19 protein-coding genes and 1 riboswitch are annotated in these 18,477 nt (G+C 72.6%); of the genes, 4 read left to right on the top strand and 15 right to left on the bottom strand.

The window, feature by feature from the left end; translation table 11 throughout:
- Positions 1 to 9: 9 nt before the first annotated feature.
- From trpC to hisI, 5 genes are all read right to left on the bottom strand, one after another.
- On the bottom strand, positions 10 to 837 hold the full coding sequence (gene trpC / locus CXQ92_RS01390; RefSeq protein WP_104164626.1) for an indole-3-glycerol phosphate synthase TrpC: 828 nt from the start codon (positions 835 to 837) through the stop codon (positions 10 to 12).
- Entirely contained in the window at positions 838 to 1,143 is a 306-nt protein-coding gene (locus CXQ92_RS01385) for an HGxxPAAW family protein (protein ID WP_104164624.1), read from the bottom strand.
- A 107-nt stretch (positions 1,144 to 1,250) separates the two neighbouring features.
- Complete coding sequence (locus CXQ92_RS01380; protein ID WP_104164622.1) at positions 1,251 to 2,096, bottom strand: Trp biosynthesis-associated membrane protein; 846 nt, start codon at positions 2,094 to 2,096, stop codon at positions 1,251 to 1,253.
- Positions 2,093 to 3,646, bottom strand: a complete 1,554-nt coding sequence (locus tag CXQ92_RS01375) for an anthranilate synthase component I (protein WP_104164620.1) — start codon at positions 3,644 to 3,646, stop codon at positions 2,093 to 2,095. The genes CXQ92_RS01380 and CXQ92_RS01375 overlap by 4 nt, the downstream gene beginning before the upstream one ends.
- Before the next feature lie 3 nt (positions 3,647 to 3,649).
- Positions 3,650 to 4,090, bottom strand: a complete 441-nt coding sequence (gene hisI / locus CXQ92_RS01370) for a phosphoribosyl-AMP cyclohydrolase (RefSeq protein WP_104164619.1) — start codon at positions 4,088 to 4,090, stop codon at positions 3,650 to 3,652.
- Between the two features lie 83 nt (positions 4,091 to 4,173).
- Between hisI and CXQ92_RS01365 the strand changes: the two genes are divergently transcribed.
- Positions 4,174 to 4,815, top strand: a complete 642-nt coding sequence (locus CXQ92_RS01365) for a TIGR03085 family metal-binding protein (protein ID WP_104164617.1) — start codon at positions 4,174 to 4,176, stop codon at positions 4,813 to 4,815.
- Between the two features lie 46 nt (positions 4,816 to 4,861).
- Here the strand turns inward: CXQ92_RS01365 and hisF are convergent, their stop codons facing one another.
- The 9 genes from hisF to aspS all read right to left on the bottom strand — a co-directional run bounded on the left by hisF (position 4,862) and on the right by aspS (position 12,713).
- Positions 4,862 to 5,632 carry an imidazole glycerol phosphate synthase subunit HisF gene (hisF, locus tag CXQ92_RS01360; protein ID WP_104164615.1) on the bottom strand — a complete coding sequence of 257 codons (771 nt, stop codon included), beginning with the start codon at positions 5,630 to 5,632 and terminating at the stop codon, positions 4,862 to 4,864.
- A gap of 13 nt (positions 5,633 to 5,645) precedes the next feature.
- Positions 5,646 to 6,491 carry an ATP phosphoribosyltransferase gene (gene hisG / locus CXQ92_RS01355; RefSeq protein ID WP_104164613.1) on the bottom strand — a complete coding sequence of 282 codons (846 nt, stop codon included), beginning with the start codon at positions 6,489 to 6,491 and terminating at the stop codon, positions 5,646 to 5,648.
- Positions 6,492 to 6,566: 75 nt separating this feature from the next.
- Positions 6,567 to 6,830 carry a phosphoribosyl-ATP diphosphatase gene (locus CXQ92_RS01350; protein ID WP_104164611.1) on the bottom strand — a complete coding sequence of 88 codons (264 nt, stop codon included), beginning with the start codon at positions 6,828 to 6,830 and terminating at the stop codon, positions 6,567 to 6,569.
- A gap of 71 nt (positions 6,831 to 6,901) precedes the next feature.
- Positions 6,902 to 7,387 (bottom strand): 6,7-dimethyl-8-ribityllumazine synthase, encoded by a 486-nt coding sequence (gene ribH, locus CXQ92_RS01345; RefSeq protein ID WP_104164609.1) that lies wholly within the window; start codon positions 7,385 to 7,387, stop codon positions 6,902 to 6,904.
- Positions 7,388 to 7,469: 82 nt separating this feature from the next.
- Positions 7,470 to 8,117 (bottom strand): 3,4-dihydroxy-2-butanone-4-phosphate synthase, encoded by a 648-nt coding sequence (gene ribB / locus CXQ92_RS01340; protein ID WP_104164607.1) that lies wholly within the window; start codon positions 8,115 to 8,117, stop codon positions 7,470 to 7,472.
- On the bottom strand, positions 8,114 to 8,767 hold the full coding sequence (locus CXQ92_RS01335) for a riboflavin synthase (protein WP_104164605.1): 654 nt from the start codon (positions 8,765 to 8,767) through the stop codon (positions 8,114 to 8,116). The genes ribB and CXQ92_RS01335 overlap by 4 nt, the downstream gene beginning before the upstream one ends.
- Before the next feature lie 29 nt (positions 8,768 to 8,796).
- The gene (gene ribD / locus CXQ92_RS01330; protein WP_104164603.1) at positions 8,797 to 9,885 is read right to left on the bottom strand and encodes a bifunctional diaminohydroxyphosphoribosylaminopyrimidine deaminase/5-amino-6-(5-phosphoribosylamino)uracil reductase RibD; all 1,089 of its coding nucleotides are present in this window, start codon (positions 9,883 to 9,885) and stop codon (positions 8,797 to 8,799) included.
- A complete protein-coding gene (gene pnuC, locus CXQ92_RS01325; protein WP_104164601.1) occupies positions 9,882 to 10,565 on the bottom strand; it encodes a nicotinamide riboside transporter PnuC in 684 nt (227 codons plus the stop codon). Before pnuC ends, ribD begins: the two co-directional genes overlap by 4 nt.
- A gap of 120 nt (positions 10,566 to 10,685) precedes the next feature.
- Positions 10,686 to 10,827: riboswitch (FMN riboswitch) on the bottom strand.
- Positions 10,828 to 10,940: 113 nt separating this feature from the next.
- Positions 10,941 to 12,713 (bottom strand): aspartate--tRNA ligase, encoded by a 1,773-nt coding sequence (gene aspS, locus CXQ92_RS01320; protein WP_104164599.1) that lies wholly within the window; start codon positions 12,711 to 12,713, stop codon positions 10,941 to 10,943.
- A gap of 183 nt (positions 12,714 to 12,896) precedes the next feature.
- On the opposite strand from aspS, the gene CXQ92_RS01315 reads away from it, so the two are divergent.
- Entirely contained in the window at positions 12,897 to 14,162 is a 1,266-nt protein-coding gene (locus tag CXQ92_RS01315; RefSeq protein ID WP_258069648.1) for an APC family permease, read from the top strand.
- Between the two features lie 81 nt (positions 14,163 to 14,243).
- Here CXQ92_RS01315 and hisS read toward each other — a convergent pair whose 3' ends face one another.
- Positions 14,244 to 15,572, bottom strand: a complete 1,329-nt coding sequence (gene hisS / locus CXQ92_RS01310) for a histidine--tRNA ligase (protein WP_104164595.1) — start codon at positions 15,570 to 15,572, stop codon at positions 14,244 to 14,246.
- A gap of 356 nt (positions 15,573 to 15,928) precedes the next feature.
- Here hisS and CXQ92_RS01305 point away from each other — a divergent pair, with 356 nt between their 5' ends.
- Together CXQ92_RS01305 and CXQ92_RS01300 are read left to right on the top strand one after the other, a co-directional pair.
- Positions 15,929 to 17,665, top strand: coding sequence for a DUF349 domain-containing protein (locus CXQ92_RS01305; RefSeq protein ID WP_258069647.1), 1,737 nt, complete (start codon positions 15,929 to 15,931; stop codon positions 17,663 to 17,665).
- Between the two features lie 89 nt (positions 17,666 to 17,754).
- Positions 17,755 to 18,408, top strand: a complete 654-nt coding sequence (locus CXQ92_RS01300; RefSeq protein ID WP_104164591.1) for a hypothetical protein — start codon at positions 17,755 to 17,757, stop codon at positions 18,406 to 18,408.
- Positions 18,409 to 18,477 lie beyond the last annotated feature (69 nt).

Below are 18,477 nucleotides of genomic sequence, written 5' to 3'. Positions count from 1 at the left end.
CGGGATCCGTCAGCCGTGCGCGGGCGTGTCCAGGCTCTGCCGGACGTCCGAGCCGGCGCGCCTGAACTCGTCGATGGTCGCCGCCGGATCGCTGTGGCGGACCAGCGCCTCCCCTACCAGGACGGCGTGCGCGCCGCCGGCCGCGTAGTCGGCGACGTCGGAGGCGTCGCGGACGCCGGATTCGGCGATGACGACCGTCCCCGACGGGATGAGGTGCGCCAGTTCCGCGAAGACCCCGCGGTGGATGTCCAAGGTCTTCAGGTTGCGCACGTTGACGCCGACGATCGCGGCGCCGGCCGCCACGGCCCGGCGCACCTCGTCGGCCGTGTGCGTCTCGACGATCGCGTGCATCCCGAGGTCGGTGGTGAGGGTGAGGAACGCGCCCAGCTCCTCGTCGGTGAGGGCGGCGACGATGAGCAGGACGACGTCGGCACCGTGTGCGCGTGCTTCCCAGATCTGGTACGCGTCGACCGTGAAGTCCTTGCGGAGCACGGGGAGGGCCACCGCCGCACGGACGGCGTCGAGATCCGCGAGCGATCCGCCGAAACGTCGCTGCTCGGTGAGCACGGAGATGACGGCAGCGCCACCCTTCTCGTACCGGGCTGCCAGGGCGGCCGGGTCGGCGATGTCCGCGAGGGCGCCCTTGGACGGGCTGCTGCGCTTCACCTCGGCGATGACCGCCATGGCTCCGCCCTGTCCGGCACCGAGGGCCTCGAATGCATCGAGCGGCACAGGGGCTGCGAGGGCGGCCGCTCGCACGGCGTCGAGGGGCAGTGTGCGTCGGCGTTCCGCGAGGTCCTCGCGGACGCCGTCGATGATGTCGTCGAGGACCGTCATCTAGTGGCCGTTGTTCTTGAGCTTCGATCCACCCACGCCGTAGCCGATCTTGCGCATGATGAAGCCGACGATCAGGCCGACGAACATGATGCCGATCCCGACCCAGAACAGGAGGGTCCCGAAGTCGTGGTTGCCCTCGGTGCTCGCGAGGATGTAGGCGAAGGAGGCGATGGCGGCGCCGGCCAGCATGATCAGCACGCAGGTCCACGCGGCGGGGCTGTTGCCGTGGCCGATCGTCTCGTCACCCATCTGGGCGTGGCTGGCCGGGGTGTTGCGGGTGGCGCTGGCGCGGGTCTCGGATGCCATGGGTAATCTCCTTCGAACGGGTCTTGTCCCATTCTGCCATTGATGGGACGGCGCAGCGGCACGGGGCGGCCTCCAGCAGGGCCGGCGGGGTGGGCGTGCGGTCGTGGTCAGCGCGTCGGGTCGTTGCCGCGCGAGAGTTCGTCCCAGCTGTCGATCTCGTCGGCGTGGGCACTCCCCCGCTGCGGGGGCGTCGGTGGCTTCCCGCCCTGGCCCCGGCCCGGCTCGTCGGGCGAGGGGCCGGTCAGGGGCTCGGTCGAGCGCTCCGTCGAGGACCCCGGAGCGGCGTCGGGTGCGGCGTCGGGTGCGGGGCCCGGGTCGGCGACGGCGTCCTGGGCGGCATCCTCGCCGCCGGGCACGACGCCGGGCGGCACGTCGCCCGTCGAAGGTGCGGGCGCTCCGGGCTGCGGACTTCCCGGGGCGGCGTGGACCGTGCGGGACGCCCCGGCGTCGTACCGCCGGTTGATGCCCCAGGTCCGTCCGGCGAGCACCACCCAGGCCGCCGCGAGCACCAGGAGGAGCCCGGCCGCGGCGGCGACCCAGGGCATGGCCGTGGCGGCTGCCTCGGCTCCGGCGAGGCCGCTGACGCCGATCGCCGCCCCGATGGCCGGTTCGGCCGCGGAGGAGGGATCGAGAGCGACACCGGCGCTGGACGTCGTGATCCCGACCCCGGAGAGCACGAGGATGACGGCGATGATCCACCGGGCGACGCGTCCCGCGATCGAGACGGCGAGGGCCGCGGCCAGTGCCACGAGGGCGAATGCCGTCACGGGCGTCGCCGCATCGCTGCCGGCGATGGCCAGGTCCGGGGTCTGGACGGCGTCCTGGGGCAGGCGCACCGTGAGCCAGGTCTGCGTCGTCGTGCCGAAGGCGAGCAGCGCGAGCACCACGATGCCCAGCACCACGACGCCGCGGCGCGTGAAGCGACCCGCGCCGGGGCGTGCGGCGGCGCTCACGGGAGGTCCGCCGTCGCCGGGCGCAGGGCGGCCGCGGTCAGCGCCGCCCGGAGCGGGGCCGCCGCCTTGTTGACCGTCTCGAGTGCTTCCGCCTCGAGCACGGAGTCGGCGACGATACCGCCGCCGGCCTGCACGTACGCCCTGCCGTCGCGGAGCAGCGCCGACCGGATGGCGATGGCCATGTCCATGTCGCCCGCGAAGTCCAGGTAGCCGACCACCCCGCCGTAGATCCCGCGCCGGTGCGGCTCCACCTCGTCGATGAGGCGCAGGGCCCGCGGCTTCGGCGCTCCCGAGAGCGTGCCGGCCGGGAAGGTCGCCGCCAGGACGTCGTAGGCGCTCTTCGACGGCGCGAGCCGTCCCACCACGGTGGACACGAGGTGCATGATGTGGCTGAATTTCTCCACCTCCATGAACTGCGTGACGTCGACGCTGCCCGGGGTGCACACCTTGGAGAGGTCGTTGCGGGCGAGGTCGACGAGCATGAGGTGCTCGGCCATCTCCTTGGTGTCGGCGCGGAGTTCGACGGCGAGGTCGCGGTCCTCCTCCGTGGTCCTGCCCCGGGGCCGCGATCCGGCGATGGGGTGGGTGATGACCTCGTCCCCGGTCACCGTGACGAGGGCCTCGGGCGAGCTGCCCACGATCGAGTAGCCCCGCCCGTCGGCGTCCTCGAGGCTGAACAGGTACATGTAGGGACTGGGGTTCGTGGTGCGCAGGATCCGGTAGACGTCCAGGGCGGAGGCGTCGCACTCGATCTCGAAGCGTCGGCTGATGACCACCTGGAAGACGTCGCCGTCGACGATCGCCCGCTTGCCGCGCTCGATCGCCGCCAGGTAGTCGGGTTCGAACCACGATTCGCGGACGCGGTCCATCGACGCCTCGGCGCCCGGTGCGTCGGCCGCCATCACGGAGACGGCGAGCTCCGCGGGCGCGACGAGCTTCGCGAGCATGCCCTGGACACGCGCGACGGCGTCGTGCCAGGCCTCGTCGACGCGCTCGTCGGTGTTGTCGAAGTTGATCGCGTTGGCGACGAGGGTGAGGGAACCCGCGGAGTTGTCGTGGATGGCGAGGTCGGACACCAGGCACATCGCCAACTCGGGCAGGAGGAGATCGTCCTCCGGGGGGCTGGTGAGACGCTCCCAGTGCCGGACCGCCTCCCACCCCACGAAACCGACCATCCCGGACGTGAACGGGGGCAGGTCCTCGAACCGCTCGGTGCGCAGGGCCTCGACCGTGAGGCGCAGCGCCTCGACGGGGTTGCCGTCCACGGGGACGCCGGCCGGGGGTTCGCCCAGCCAGTGCGCCTGCCCGTCCCGGGAGGTCAGCGTGGCGCGCGAGTGCGAGCCGATGAAGGAGTACCGCGACCAGACACCGCCGACGGCGGCGGATTCCATGAGGAACGTGCCGGGCTGCCCGGCGGCGAGTTTGCGGTAGACGCCGATCGGCGTGTGCGCGTCCGCGAGGACCGTCAGGTGGACGGGGACCACGCGGCGGGCCCGGGCCAGGGCGCGGAACTCCTCGAGGGTGGGGCTGATCGTGCCCAGGTGCTGCATGGGTCAGAGTCCTTCGGGGTCGGGCCGGGAGGCGGTCTCGGCGGGCAGGGCCCGGCCGTCGAAGCACGTGCGGGTGCCGGTGTGGCAGGCCGCGCCCTCCTGGTCCACCGTCACGAGCAGGGCGTCGCCGTCGCAGTCGAGGGCCACGCCCTTGACCCACTGCCGGTGCCCCGAGGTATCGCCCTTGCGCCAGTACTCCGCGCGGGACCGCGAGTAGAACGTCACGCGCCCCGTGCTCAGGGTCCGCCGCAGCGCCTCCTCGTCCATCCAGCCGAGCATCAGGACCTCGAGCGTGTCGTACTGCTGGACGACGGCGGCGACGAGCCCGGCGTCGTCCTTCTTGAGGGCGGCGGCGATCGCCGGATCGAGGACGGGGCCGTCCCCCTCGGAGCGGGACTCGGAGGAAGGGGCGGTGCGGTTCGGGGAGGGGGCGGAGGAGAGCATCAGTCCTGATTCTAGTGCGGGCTGTGCGGGAGCGTGGGCGGGGCCTGCCCCCGACCCGGCCCGCCATGCTAGTTTCAGCAGTGATGCGCTACGTAACCCCGTCCCGCGAGGTCCTGGCCGAGACGCTTCTTGCCGCCGGCCCCGACGCCCCCACCCTGTGTGAGGGGTGGCAGACCCGCGACCTCGCCGCACACCTCTACCTCCGGGAGCACAGGCCCGCCCTGGGGTTGGGCATGGTGATCCCTAAACTCTCCCCCACGACCGAGCGTGCCATGCGGGAGACGGCGGGACGGGCGGCGTCGCCCGCGGCCTACGAGGCCCTCGTGAACCGGTTCCTGGCGGGTCCACCCGCCCTCACGCCGATGCGCATCGGCGTGATCGACAGGAGCGCCAACCTCATCGAGTACTTCGTGCACACCGAGGACGTCCGCCGGGCGACGACGCGCTGGGCGCCGCGGGCCCTCGACGTGGAGTACGCGAACGCCCTCTGGGAGGAACTCGTCAAGCGTGCGGCGTTCCTCTACCGGGGCGTGGACCTGGGGATCGTCCTGGTGTGCCCCGACGGGCCCCGGCACGTGGCCAAACGCGCGCCGGTGTCCGTGGCGATCGTCGGCGACCCCGGCGAACTGCTCCTGCACGCGCACGGGCGCGCGCAGGCACTGGTCACCTTCGAGGGCCAGCCCGACGCCGTCGCCCTACTGCAGAGCGCCGACGTCGGCATCTGATCCGTTTTCCGGGCCGCGCCGGCTGCGCCTCGGCCGGGACGGAGGACTAGCGGACCGGGAACCCTGCCTCGCGGATGGCCGCCTTGACCTGGGCGATCGCGTCCACCGGACCGAAGTGGAAGACCGAGGCCGCGAGCACCGCGTCGGCGCCGGCCGCCACCGCCGGCGGGAAGTGCTCGGGCTTGCCCGCGCCGCCCGAGGCGATCAGGGGCACCCCGACGGCGGCCCGCACGGCGCGGATGAGCTCGAGGTCGAAGCCCTCCTTGGTGCCGTCGGCGTCGATCGAGTTGAGCAGGATCTCCCCGACCCCGCGGTCCGCGGCCTCCTTCGCCCAGGCCACGGCGTCGATCCCGGTGCCCTTGCGGCCGCCGTAGGTGGTGACCTCGAAGCCGGACGGCGTGCGCGCGTCCCGCGTCCGCCGGGCGTCGAGGGAGAGCACGAGGACCTGCGCGCCGAAGTGCCCGGTGATCTCGTCGATCACGGCGGGCCGGGCGACGGCGGCGGTGTTGATCGACGCCTTGTCCGCACCGAAGCGCAGGAGGCGGTCGACGTCGGAGATCTCACGGACGCCGCCGCCCACGGTGAGCGGGATGAAGACCTCCTCCGCGGTGCGGGCGACGACGTCGAACGTGGTCTCACGGTTGCCCGAGGAGGCGGTGACGTCGAGGAAGGTGAGTTCGTCGGCGCCGGCGCGGTCGTAGCGGTGCGCGAGCTCCACGGGATCCCCGGCGTCCCGCAGGTCCTCGAAGTTGATGCCCTTCACCACGCGTCCGGCGTCGACGTCGAGGCAGGGGATGACGCGGACTGCGACGGTCACGGCTGCCCCTCCCCTAGATCCGGCAGGCGTGGATGGTGCTGACGAGGATGGCGCGCGCGCCGAGCTCGTACAGCTCGTCCATGACCCGGTTGGTCTGGTGGCGCTTGACCATGGAGCGGACGGCGACCCACTCGGTGTCGCGCAGCGGCGAGACGGTCGGGGATTCCAGCCCGGGCGTGAGGGCCGCGGCCTCGTCCACGAGGTGCTTCCGGATGTCGTAGTCCATCATCACGTACTGGCGTGCCACGAGGACGCCCTGCAGGCGCCGCAGCAGTACGGCGAGGCCTGCGGGCGCCTCGGCACCGGCCCGGCCGATCAGCACGGCTTCGCTCTGCAGGATGGGCTCGCCGAAGATCTCCATGCCGGCGGCCCGGAGCGTGCTGCCGGTCTCGACGACGTCGGCGATGGCGTCGGCCACCCCGAGGCGCACCGACGACTCGACGGCGCCGTCGAGCCGGACCACCGACGCGGTGATGCCGCGCGCGGCGAGGTAGTCGTTCAGGAGGCCCTCGTAGCTGGTCGCCAGGCGCCGGCCCTCGAGCTGTTCCAGCGAGGTGAAGTCGCCGACGGGGCCGGCAAACCGGAAGGTGGAGGCGCCGAAGCCGAGCTGCATGAGCTCCTCGGCCTCCACCTGGGCGTCGAGGAAGAGGTCGCGGCCGGTGATGCCGACGTCGAGCGTCCCCGAACCCACGTACACGGCGATGTCCCGTGGTCGCAGGAAGAAGAACTCGATCTCGTTCTCGGGATCGACGAGCACCAGCTCGCGGGAGTCGCGGCGCTGGCGGTAGCCGGCCTCGGCGAGCATGGACGAGGCGGCCTCGGAGAGGGCGCCCTTGTTGGGGACTGCGACACGGAGCATGGGGATCTTTCGCTGGTGGAGACGGGGGACGAGACGGGCAGGAGCCGCGATGGGGTGCGTGGGCGCCCTGTGCGGCTACAGATGCTTGTAGACGTCCTCCAGCGTGAGTCCCTTGGCGATCATGAGGACCTGCAGGTGGTAGAGCAGCTGGGAGATCTCCTCCGCGGCGTCCTCGGTGGACTCGTACTCGGCCGCCATCCACACTTCGGCGGCCTCTTCGACGACCTTCTTGCCGATGCCGTGCACGCCCGAGTCGAGCTCCGCCACGGTCCGGGAGCCCGTGGGGCGCTCGACCGCCTTCGCGCTGAGTTCCTCGAACAGGGAATCAAAGGTTTTCACACCCCCTAGGTTATCGGCTCGCACAGCCGCCGCGGCACGTGGGCCGGGTCCTGTGACGGACGCCTCCGCGCTCATCGCTCCGAGGCTCGGAGGACGGCGGCCGTCGCGAGGGCGGCCGTGACGGCCTCGTGCCCCTTGTCCTCGGAGGAGCCCGGCAGTCCGGCGCGGTCCAGTCCCTGCTGCTCGGTGTCGCAGGTCAGGACCCCGAAACCCACCGGCACGCCGGTGCGGACGCTGACGTCGGTGAGGCCCGACGTCGCCGCCTGGCACACGTACTCGAAGTGCGGCGTGCCGCCGCGGATGACGACGCCGAGGGCTGCGACGGCGTCGAACCGGGGCGCGAGGCGCGCGGCGGCGACGGGCAGTTCGAAGCTGCCGGGCACCCGGACCTCGGTGACCTCGGCGCCGGCCTCGGCCGCGGCCCGGCGGGCGCCGTCGAGCAGCCCGTCCATGATCTGCGTGTGCCAGCTCGCCGCGATGATCGCGATGCGCAGGGGCGCGCCGTCCTGGGTGGTCAGCGCGCTGACGTCGATGCTGGGTGCTCCGTGGCCGCTCATGGTTCTCCTTCGGTTCGTCTACTGCAGGGATGCTGGGGTGCTGCGGGGTGCTGCGGGGTGTACCGCGGGGTGTACTGCGGGGTCAGGCGCTGTCGCCGCGGTCCTCGCCGGCCCGGACGTGGGCCACGAGGTCCTCGATCGAGACCAGCGGGAGCCGGTGCTCGTCGGCGAAGCGGCGCAGCGCGGGCAGGCGCATCATGTCGCCGTCGTCGTGGACGAGTTCGGCGATGACGGCCGCCGGGCGCTTGCCGGCCAGGACGCTGAGTTCCACACCGGCCTCGGTGTGCCCGGGCCGTTCGCGGACGCCCCCGGAGGCCGCCCGCAGGGGGAAGACGTGGCCCGGCCGGGTGAGGTCCAGGGGACCGCTGGCCGGCTCGGCCAGCACGCGCGCCGTACGGGCGCGGTCAGCGGCGCTGATGCCGGTGCTCACGCCCGTGGCGGCGTCGCACGAGACCGTGTAGGCCGTGCCCTTCGAGTCCTCGTTGACCGCCGTCATGGGCGGCAGGAGCAGCCGGTCGGCGTCGTCGGCCCGCAGCGGCACGCAGAGCACACCCGACGTCCAGCGCACCGTCCAGCCGACGAGGGCCGGCGTGGCGTCCTCCGCGGCGAAGACGATGTCGCCTTCGTTCTCGCGGTCCTCGTCGTCCACCACGACGACGGCGCGGCCCGCGGCGATGGCGGCGATGGCGTCCTCGATGGGATCGAGGCGCACCGGCTCGGTTCCCGTCACGGTGTGCCCCCGGTGGTCCGGCCCCGGACGGCGTCCGCGGCGGCGAAGCCGAGGAGGCGTTCGGCGTACTTCGCGAGCACGTCCATCTCGAGGTTCACCGGGTCGCCGATGGCCTTCGCGCCGAGGCCGGTCTCCCGGAGAGTGGTCGGGATGAGGCCCACCTCGAACCACTGCCCGGTGTCCTCGGGAGGACTCACCGCGGTGACGGTCAGGGAGACGCCGTCGATCGCGACGGACCCCTTCTCGGCGGCGTAGCGTCCCAGGTCGGTGGGCAACCCGAAGCGGAGCCGGTGCCAGGCCCCGAGGTCCTCGCGCTCCAGCAGCACGCCGATACCGTCCACGTGGCCCTGCACGACGTGGCCGTCGAGGCGGCCGCCCGCGGGGACGCACCGCTCGAGGTTGACCGGCGCGCCGGGCTGCAGGCCGCCCGTGGTGGTGCGGCGCAGGGTCTCCCCCATGACGTCGACGCCCACGCGGCCGCCGTCGAGCGTGACGGCGGTCAGGCAGACCCCGTTGACGGCGATCGAGGCGCCGGGCGCGAGGTCCCGGCCTGTTCCGGGCGCCTCGAAGACGAGGAGTGCGCTCTCGCCGTCGGGCGTGAGCTCCAGGGAGACCACGCTGCCCTGCTCGGAGACGATTCCTGTGAACACTGGTACTTCCTTCGCGATGGGTGGGCGGGTCAGGGGGCGGGCGGTGGGGGTCCGAGATGCAGGCGCACGTCGGGGCCGAACTGCAGGACGGCGGGGCCGCCGGCGTCGTCCGGCGCCCAGCGGACGGCGTCGGTGAGGGTGCCCACGCCGAGGTCCGGGTAGGCGGGCGCCCCGTCGCCGAGGATCAGGGGCGCGACGTAGCTGAACAGCTCGTCCACCACCCCTGCCCGGAGGAATGCCGAGGCGATCCGCGGGCCTCCCTCGACGAGGACGTGCCGGACCCCCCGGGCATGGAGCTCGCCGAGGGCCGCGTCGACGTCCCGGGTGGCCAGGTGGAGGAAGCCCTCGCCGCGCACCGCGGCGTCGTCCGGCACCGGGGTGCGTCCGAGGACCACCCGCAGGCCGGCGTCCCGCACCGGTGGTGCGTCCCCGGCGTCGTCCTGAGTGCCCTGCGCGGCACCGGCGCGGGCCGTGAGGCGCGGATCGTCCGCGAGGACGGTCCCGGTGCCGACGAGGACGGCGTCGGCGAGGGCACGGATCCGGTGGCCGTCGGCGCGTGCGTCCTCGCCCGTGATCCACTGGCTGGAGCCGTCGCGGGCCGTCACGCGCCCGTCGAGGGACTGCGCTGATTTCAGGGTGACGAAGGGGCGTCGCGCGAGGACGGAGGCCGTCCAGCGCTGGTTGAGGTGCCGTGAGCGGGTGGCCTCGAGGCCGCTGACGCAGTCGACGCCGGCGTCGCGCAGCCGCCGGGCCCCGCCGGCGGCGGCACCGTTGACGTCGTCGGCCGCGTACACGACGCGGGCGACGCCGGCGTCGATGAGTGCCTCGCTGCACGGGCCGGTCCGGCCGGTGTGGTTGCACGGCTCGAGGGTCACGACCATGGTGGCGCCCCGCGGGTCGTTGCCGCGCCGGCGGGCGTCGGCGAGGGCGGAGGGCTCCGCGTGCGGCGTGCCCGCCCCGCGGTGATGGCCCTCCCCGAGGACGGTGCCGTCGGCGGAGAGCAGGACGGCGCCCACCAGGGGGTTGGCGCCGCGCACCCCGCGGCCGGCGAGGTCCAGGGCACGCAGCATCGCGGCCGTCTCCGCAGCGGTGGTCCGGGGGCCGGGCGTCGTGCTCATCGCAGCATCGGATCCGGGAGGAGTGTCTCGACGCTCGGCTTCCCGGTGCGCTGGGCGCGGGCCCACACGAAGAACCCGACGAGGGTGAAGGCCCCGTAGAACACGTACATGAAGGCGCTGGCGTAGTAGCCCGCGCTGAAGAGCAGGGGAACCCCCACGATGTCGACCGCGACCCACACGAGCCAGAACTCCACCCAGCCCTTGGCCATCCCGTAGGTGGCGAGCAGGGACCCGACGAAGGTCCAGGCGTCGGCCCAGACCGGCTCGTACGAACCGAGCACGCGGAACAGGGGGGTCAGCGCGAAGGTGCCGACGATCATGAACGAGACCATGCCGATGCGCGCCCTGGTCCCGGCCCAGCGGGGCTCCACGGCCTGGCCGCCGTGGTCGCGGCTGGCCCGCCACCGGCGCCACCCGTAGATCGAGACGGCGATGAACATGACCTGTCGGCCGGCCTGCCCCAGCAGGTTGGCGGCGCTCGCGGCGCCGAAGAGGGACCCGAGGAAGACGGTGAGGAGCAGCACGTTCCCGATGATCCCGACCGGCCAGGCCCAGACGCGCCGGCGCATGCCGCCGAAGGCGCTGAGGAGACCGAAGACGTTGCCCACCACTTCGCGCAGCAGGAGGGAACCGTTGCCTACGGGGATGCGGGCTTCGAAGAGCCACTGCAGAAAGTCCATGCCGATCCTTCACCGAGTCCACGGCTCCGGGCAATGGCGGCACGACAAGGGGCGTCCTGCCACGGCTGGTGCCACGACAGGCACCGCGACCCGGCGACGGGCAGCGGTGAGTCCCTGCTGTTCGTGCTTCTCCCATCCAGACTTTGACTGTCGGTCCCGGAATTCCACCGGCTCAACCGCCGCCACCCCGCGGGTGCGGGACGTTGAGCGGGTCGCGGACTATCACCGCCGGTTCGGACTTACACCGACCCCGGAGCACGTACTCCCCCGATTATTTCACAGCCCGTCGGCGCGCACCGCCCGACCGTCACAATTCGTCCGACAGCGAAGGACCGCGGGTGCCTGCCCCAGGGGCTTCCGGAGCAGCTCCGCGGATCAGCCCTCGACGGCGGCCTTCGGCCGGGCGTCCACGCCGGCCTCCTTGCGCTGCTGCGCCGTGATCGGTGCGGGCGCCGCGGTGAGCGGATCGAACCCGCCGCCGGACTTCGGGAACGCGATGACGTCGCGGATGGAGTCGGTCCCCGCCAGGAGCGAGACCACGCGGTCCCAGCCCAGGGCGATGCCGCCGTGCGGGGGCGCGCCGTACTTGAAGCCTTCGAGCAGGAAGCCGAACTTCTCCTGCGCTTCCTCCTTGCCGAGGCCCATGACCGCGAACACGCGCTCCTGCACATCGCGCTGGTGGATACGGATGGATCCGCCGCCGAGCTCGTTGCCGTTGCAGACGATGTCGTAGGCGTAGGCGACGGCGTTCTCCGGATCGGTGTCGAACGTGTCGAGGAATTCGGGCTTCGGGGACGTGAAGGCGTGGTGGACGGCCGTCCACGCACCGCCTCCGACGGCGACGTCCCCCGCGGCGACGGCGGCGGAGGCGGGCTCGAACATGGGGGCGTCGACGACCCACACGAAGGCCCAGTCACCCTCCCTGATGAGCCCCGTGCGGCGGCCGATCTCGACGCGCGCGGCACCGAGGATGGCGCGCGACGACGACCGGTCGCCGGCCGCGAAGAAGATGCAGTCGCCCGGGCTGGCCCCGGTCGCGCCGGCCAGGCCCTCGCGCTCGGCGTCGGTGAGGTTCTTCGCGACGGGGCCGCGGAGGCTGCCGTCGTCGTCGATCAGGACGTAGGCGAGGCCCTTGGCGCCGCGCTGCTTGGCCCATTCCTGCCAGGCGTCGAGCTGCCGCCGCGGCTGGGACGCGCCGCCGGGCATGACGACGGCGCCCACGTAGGGGGCCTTGAAGACGCCGAAGCCGGTGTCCTTGAAGAACTCGGTCAGCTCGGTCAGCTCGAGCCCGAAGCGGAGGTCCGGCTTGTCCGAGCCGTACTTCGCCATCGCCTCGGCGTACGTCATGCGGCGGATCGGGAGGGGGATCTCGACGTCGATCAGCTTCCAGAGCGCGGCGACGAGCTGCTCGCCGAGGGCGATGATGTCGTCCTCCTCCACGAAGCTCGCCTCGATGTCGAGCTGGGTGAACTCGGGCTGGCGGTCCGCGCGGAAGTCCTCGTCGCGGTAGCAGCGCGCGAGCTGGTAGTACTTCTCGAACCCGCCGACCTGCAGGAGCTGCTTGAACAGCTGCGGGGACTGCGGGAGCGCGTACCAGGAGCCGGGCGCGAGGCGCGCGGGCACCAGGAAGTCGCGGGCGCCCTCCGGGGTGGAGCGCGTGAGCGTGGGGGTCTCGATCTCCACGAACCCGTCCGCGTGCAGCAGCTCGCGGGCGATCCGGCTGGCCTCGGACCGGAGGCGCAGGTTGGCCTGGGGGCCGGGACGCCGGAGGTCGAGGTAGCGGTGGCGCAGGCGCGCCTCCTCGCCCACCTCGACGTGCTCGTCGATCTGGAACGGCAGGGGGTCCGAGGTGTTGAGGATGGTCACGGTGTCCGCGATGATCTCGATCGCGCCGGTGGGGAGGGCGGGGTTCTCGTTGCCCTCGGGGCGCTGCTGCACCTCGCCGACGATCTGCAGGACGTACTCGTTGCGGAGCGACGAGAACACGTCCTCCTCGCGGACGACGACCTGCGCGACGCCGGAGGCGTCCCGGAGATCGAGGAACGCGACGCCGCCGTGATCCCGGCGACGGGCGACCCATCCCGCCAGGGTGACCGTTTGTCCTACGTGCTCGGGCCGAAGCGAGCCGAGTTCATGCGTGCGGAGCACAGCATTCCTTCCCACAGATACGTTCGATGAGTCGCAGGCGAGCCTCGCCTGCCTAGAGTTGGTTCAAACCGGTCCAACTTTACCGGTCCGGTCCGGACCGGCGGACAGCCCGTTCCGGAACCACCGCCTTCCGCAACCACCGCGCTCCGCAACCACTGCATTCCGCAACCACCGAGGAGGACCGTGACCCAGCCACCCGGACTGCGCCGTGCCATGGGCGGCTTCGACGCGACGACGGTCGGCGTCGGTGCGATGATCGGCGCCGGCGCGTTCGTCGTCTTCTCCCCCGCCGGCGCCGCCGCGGGGACGCAGCTGCCCCTCGCCGTCGTCATCGCCGGCTTCGTCGCGTACTGCAACGCGGCGGCGACGGCCTCGCTCGCCGTCCGTTATCCCTCCAGCGGAGGGACCTACGTGTACGGCAGGGAGCAGCTGGGGCCCTGGCCCGGGTTCCTGGCCGGGTGGGGCTTCGTCACCGGGAAGCTGGCCTCCTGCGCGGCCATGGCCCTCACCTTCGGCCTGTACGCGGCGCCGGGAGCGGAGAAGGCCGCCGCTGTGGCCGCCGTCGTCGGCCTGACGGCGGTGAACCTCCTCGGGGTCACGCGCACGGCCCTCGCGACGCGCGTCATCGTCTCGCTCGTGGTGCCCGTGCTGGCCTTCGTCGTCGTCATGGCGTTCACCGCCCCTGCGGCCGGCTCCGCTGCCGGCTCCGGGGGGACGGGCGGCGCGGGCGGCGTACTGCAGGCCGCGGCCCTGCTGTTCTTCGCGTTCGCAGGCTATGCGCGCATCGCGACCATGGGTGAGGAGGTGCGGGAACCGCGCCGGAACATCCCGAGGGCGATCTTCGGCGCGCTCGGCTTCACCCTCGTGCTGTACCTGCTCCTGGCGCTCTCGCTGCTGCATGCCCTCGGCCCGGAGGCCCTCGCCGGCTCGACGGCGCCGCTGCGCGACGTCGTCGACGCGGGGTCGCCGCCCGGAGGTTCTGCCGGCGTGCTGGACACGGTGGTCGTCCTGGCGGCAGCACTCGCGAGCCTCGGTGCGCTGCTCGCCCTGATCGCCGGCGTCGGCCGCACCAGCCTCGCCATGGCCCGCAACGGGGACCTGCCGTCGGTACTCTCCCGCATCTCGACGCGCTTCGCGGTGCCCTGGGCGGCGGATGTCGCGACCGCCGTCGTCGTCGTGGTCCTGCTGCTCGCCACGGACGTACTGACCGTCGTCGGGTTCTCCAGCTTCGGGGTGCTCGTGTACTACGCGATCGCGAACATCGCCGCCTTCACGCTGCCCGACCGGCAGTGGTACGCCCCGCGCTGGCTCAACGTCGTCGGGGCGGCGGCCTGCCTCGTGCTCGCGTTCACGCTGCCGGCGACGTCGGTGCTGACCATGCTCGCGGTGCTCGCCGTCGGAGTCGCCGTGCGCGCCGCGGTCCTGGCACGGCGTCGCCGCCGGCCCTGACGGGCGCGACGGGCCCCCCGCCGCCGCCGTGCGCCCGGCGCGGCGGCCCCGCCGGGCGGTCACCCGGCCTGGCCGGGCGCCTCAGGCCCGCGCGACGACGGGAAGCAGGTCCGCCGCAGGTGGCGTCCACGAGGACGGGTCCGCCGCCACCTGGTCGCCGGACCGGATGTCCTTCACCTCGTGGGAGCCGTCCGGGGAGGTGAACCACACGAACGGGATGCCGCGGCGGTCGGCGAACTTGATCTGCTTCCCGAACTTCTCGGCGGTCGCGGCCACCTCGGCGGAGATCCCGCGGCTCCGGAGCGCTGTTGCGACATCCTGGGCCTGCGACCAGGCGTCGTCGTCCGCGAGGGTCACCAGGACCGCCGTGGGGACCGCCCGGGAGACCGTGGCGAAGCCCTGGCTGAGGATGCGCGACACGATCCGGGTGACGCCGATGGACAGCCCGACGCCGGGGAAGGTGCGGTTGCCCTTGCGGGCGAGCGCGTCGTAGCGGCCGCCCGAACAGATGGACCCGAGACCCTCGTGCCCGTCGAGCACCGTCTCGTAGACGGTCCCGGTGTAGTAGTCGAGTCCGCGGGCGATGCTGAGGTCCGCGACCACCCGGCCCGGCGCGCGGCGCGACGCCTCGCCCACGACCTGCCGGAGCTCCTCGAGTCCTTCCTCGAGGAGCTCGTTCGTGACGCCGAGCTCACGGACGCGCGCCACGAAGGACGTGTCCGCGGTGCGGATGCCCGCGAGCTCCAGCGCCAGGCGCACCTGCTCGTTGTCCGCTCCGATCTCGTCGCGCAGCAGCGCGCCCACTTTGTCGGGGCCGATCTTCTCGAGCTTGTCGATGCTGCGCAGGACCGCCGCCGTGTCCTCGAGCCCGATCGCCCGGTAGAACCCCTCGGCCAGCTTCCGGTTGTTGACCCGGAGGGTGAAGTCGGGGATCGGGAGGGCGCCGAGCGCCTCGACGACGGCGAGAGCGAGCTCGACGTCGTACCGGAACGGCAGGACGCCGTCGCCGACGACGTCGATGTCCGCCTGCGTGAACTCGCGGGCGCGGCCCTCCTGCGGCCGCTCGCCGCGCCAGCACTTCTGGATCTGGAACCTGCGGAACGGGAAGGCGAGGTGGCCGGCGTTCTCGACGACGTAGCGCGCGAACGGCACGGTGAGGTCGTAGTGGAGCGCCAGTCCGCTCTCCGAGGCGGACGCCTCCTCGGCCTGCAGGCGGGAGACCGCGTAGACCTCCTTGTCGATCTCGCCCTTGCGGAGGAGGTGGTCCACGGTCTCGACGGCGCGGGTCTCGATGCTGGAGAATCCGTGCAGCTCGAACGTGCGCTGCAGCACCTCCAGCACGTGGAGCTCGATCAGGCGCTCCTCGGGGAGCCACTCGGGAAAGCCTGACAGTGATGCCTTGCGGGCCATTGGGGGGATCTCCTCCTGCACGGGGTTTCCGGTCCTCGCCCGACGACGGGACGATCCGGTTCTGCGGCCTCAATCCTAGGTGCCGGGCACCCTCCGCGGGAAAAGCCCGGGCCGCGTCGGGGCGGTTCGTCCAGCCGGGGCGGCCTCCTTCCGCCATGCCGCGGAATGGGGGCCAGTGGGTAAAGTAGCCTCAGGGCAGGTTCCCGGAGGTCAGGTCAGGGCGGGGTGCGCAGCGAGGTCGGCCGGAAGGCCCTTGCCGCCGGACCCCGGCCACCATGACCGACGGACTCCTGGACCCTGCATGCAATGGCCCTGGCGCGGTTCACGGCCATCCGACGAGCGAAAGACTTCTAGCGGTGACAGACAGTCAGCAATCCGACGACACGACCATCGGCCAGGACCCGCAGCAGGACGCTGCGGCAGGCGACGGTACCAGTGCAGCATCCGTAGCGGCAGGGCCGGGTGCGGCAGCAGAGGAAGCAGCAGCGGCATCGGTGGCACAGGAGCCGGCCGAACCCGCAGTCCCCTCGGACGCCGCGGTGTCCGGGACGACCGCGCAGGAAGCAGCCGCGCCCGCCGAGGAGGCAGCCGCCGGGGAGCCCGCCGCTCCGGAGGCCGTGGCGGACGAGGCACCCGCCGAGGAAACACCCACCCCGGCGGACGAGGCAGCCGCCGAGGACGTGCCCGCCGCCGCTGCGCCCTCCGCCGCCGAGGCAGCGCCACTCAGCACCCCGTCACCGCAGCCGTCCGGTCCCCGCCCACCGCTTCCCACGAAGATGGCGCCGAGGCCGCTCAAGAAGGCCGCGACGCCGGTGGCGGCGCCCGTCGCCCACAGCACGCCGCTTGCCGAGGCCGCCAGGTTCGCGCGCGTCGAGGAGGACGGCCACGTCTTCCTGCTCGTCGACGGCGAGGAGTACCCGGTCGGCCAGTACCCGGATGCGACCCGCGAGGAAGCCCTCGCCTATTTCGTGCGCAAGTACGACGACATCGTGAGCCAGGTGGCGCTCCTCGAGCAGCGGGTGCAGGCCAAGGCGCCGGCGTCGGACATGGCCAAGACGGCCAAGCATCTGCGCGCGCAGGTCGGCGAACGCAAGGTGGTCGGTGATGTCCTCGCGCTCGAGGCGCGCATCGACGCCCTGCTCGAGGCGATCGCGGGTCTGGAGAAGGCCGAGCGCGCCATCCAGGACGAGCTGAAGGCCAAGGAACTCGCGGCTCGCGAGGCGATCGTGGCGGAGGCGGAGGACCTCGCCGGCCGCGACCCCTCCACCGTGCAGTGGAAGGCCAGCAGCACCCGGATGAACGAACTGTTCGAGCTCTGGAAGGCCGCCCAGAAGAACGGGCCGAGGCTCGGACGCGGCACGGAGGATTCGCTGTGGAAGCGCTTCCGGTCCGCCCGCACCGTCTTCGACCGTCACCGTCGCGCCTACTTCTCGCAGCTGGACAGCGACAACGCCGAGGCCAAGCAGGCCAAGGAGGCGCTCATCAAGCGCGCCGAACAGCTGTCCGGGTCGACGGACTGGGGCCAGACCGCGGCCGAGTACCGCCATCTGATGGACGAGTGGAAGGCGTCCAAGCGCGCGAGCCGCAAGGACGACGACGCCCTGTGGGCCCGCTTCCGTGCTGCCCAGGACCGCTTCTTCGAGGCCCGGAAGGCCGCGAACGAAGCCGTCGACGAGGAGTACGCGGGGAACCTCGAGGCGAAGGAGGCCCTGCTGCGGGAAGCCCAGCAGATCCTGCCGATCAGGGACCTCGCCGCCGCAAAGAAGGCGCTGCAGTCGGTCCGCGACCGATGGGACGAGGCAGGCAAGGTCCCGCGCGCCGACATGGGGCGCATCGACGCGGGCCTCCGCAAGGTGGAGGACGCCGTCAAGGCCGCCGACGACGAGCACTGGACGAAGACGAACCCCGAGACGAAGGCGCGCACCAACAGCGCCCTGAGCCAGCTCGAGGCGACCATCGCCCAGCTGAAGGACGATCTGGCCGGCGCGGAACGCGCCGGGGATGCCAAGAAGATCGCCTCGGCCCGGGAGGCGCTGGCCGCACGGGAGCAGTGGCTCGACATGCTGCAGAGGTCGGCGCAGGACTTCTCGTAGCCGTGCCCCCGCGAAGGCCCTCCCGCACCCTTGTCCACATCGGTGCGGGAGGGCTTTCGCGTGGGCGGGGCAGTCCCCATGCTGAGGTGATGGCTCCCCTGCACGGCCCCTCCGCCGCGGTACCTCCCGAACGCTACCCGGGAGCGGCGCACCCTCCGGTCACCTCGACGGGGGGCGCGCTCTTCCACGCGGGAGAGATCTTCACCGCGGCGGAGTTGCAGGCCATGCGCCTGGAGGGCCTGGTGCGCCCCGTGATCGGCGGGTCCTACCTTCGCAGCGACTTCCGGGAGGATCCCACCGTCAGGTCGCAGGCCGCCGCGCGGTGCATTCCGCGGCCGGTGCGGGCCCGTGTGGCGCTGGGACGCTCCTGCGCGGCCTGGATCTACGGGTGCGCCCCTCCTCCGGCCGTAATCAGCCTCGTGACGGATCACCGGCGTCGCACCACGGCGTTGCCGCCCTTCAGCTCCGCTGTGATGCATCAGGTGGCGCTCGGACCGTTCGACGTGAACACGGTGGGCGGGGTGTCCGTGACCACCCCGCTACGCACCGCCCTGGACATCGCGGTGCACGGCGAGGACCGCGACGCGGTGGACATCCTGCGGGCGATCGGCCGGGACCGGACCCTGGACTGCCCGCTCCGCCTCGTGGAGGCCGCGCTCCTGAGCGCCTCCAGGGTGCCCGGGAAGACGCGCGCCCTGTCGAGGGTGCGGGCAGCCCGGCGACCGGCGGACGCCACAGGATGAGCGGGCACGGAGCGAACCTGTGCGGGCCCGGCCGTTCGCCCGCACCGGACGCGAACGGCGACCGCGCGT

Source organism: Arthrobacter sp. SX1312 (assembly GCF_002929295.1).
Taxonomy (GTDB): domain Bacteria; phylum Actinomycetota; class Actinomycetes; order Actinomycetales; family Micrococcaceae; genus Arthrobacter_D.
This window is presented reverse-complemented; position numbering and strand designations above follow the sequence as displayed.

Coding starts and splice junctions, on each gene's coding strand:
- trpC (WP_104164626.1), bottom strand. CDS start 837: ATGACGGTCCTCGACGACATCATCGACGGCGTCCGCGAGGACCTCGCG.
- CXQ92_RS01385 (WP_104164624.1), bottom strand. CDS start 1,143: ATGGCATCCGAGACCCGCGCCAGCGCCACCCGCAACACCCCGGCCAGC.
- CXQ92_RS01375 (WP_104164620.1), bottom strand. CDS start 3,646: ATGCAGCACCTGGGCACGATCAGCCCCACCCTCGAGGAGTTCCGCGCC.
- hisI (WP_104164619.1), bottom strand. CDS start 4,090: ATGCTCTCCTCCGCCCCCTCCCCGAACCGCACCGCCCCTTCCTCCGAG.
- CXQ92_RS01365 (WP_104164617.1), top strand. CDS start 4,174: ATGCGCTACGTAACCCCGTCCCGCGAGGTCCTGGCCGAGACGCTTCTT.
- hisG (WP_104164613.1), bottom strand. CDS start 6,491: ATGCTCCGTGTCGCAGTCCCCAACAAGGGCGCCCTCTCCGAGGCCGCC.
- ribH (WP_104164609.1), bottom strand. CDS start 7,387: ATGAGCGGCCACGGAGCACCCAGCATCGACGTCAGCGCGCTGACCACC.
- ribD (WP_104164603.1), bottom strand. CDS start 9,885: ATGAGCACGACGCCCGGCCCCCGGACCACCGCTGCGGAGACGGCCGCG.
- pnuC (WP_104164601.1), bottom strand. CDS start 10,565: ATGGACTTTCTGCAGTGGCTCTTCGAAGCCCGCATCCCCGTAGGCAAC.
- hisS (WP_104164595.1), bottom strand. CDS start 15,572: ATGGCCCGCAAGGCATCACTGTCAGGCTTTCCCGAGTGGCTCCCCGAG.
- CXQ92_RS01300 (WP_104164591.1), top strand. CDS start 17,755: ATGGCTCCCCTGCACGGCCCCTCCGCCGCGGTACCTCCCGAACGCTAC.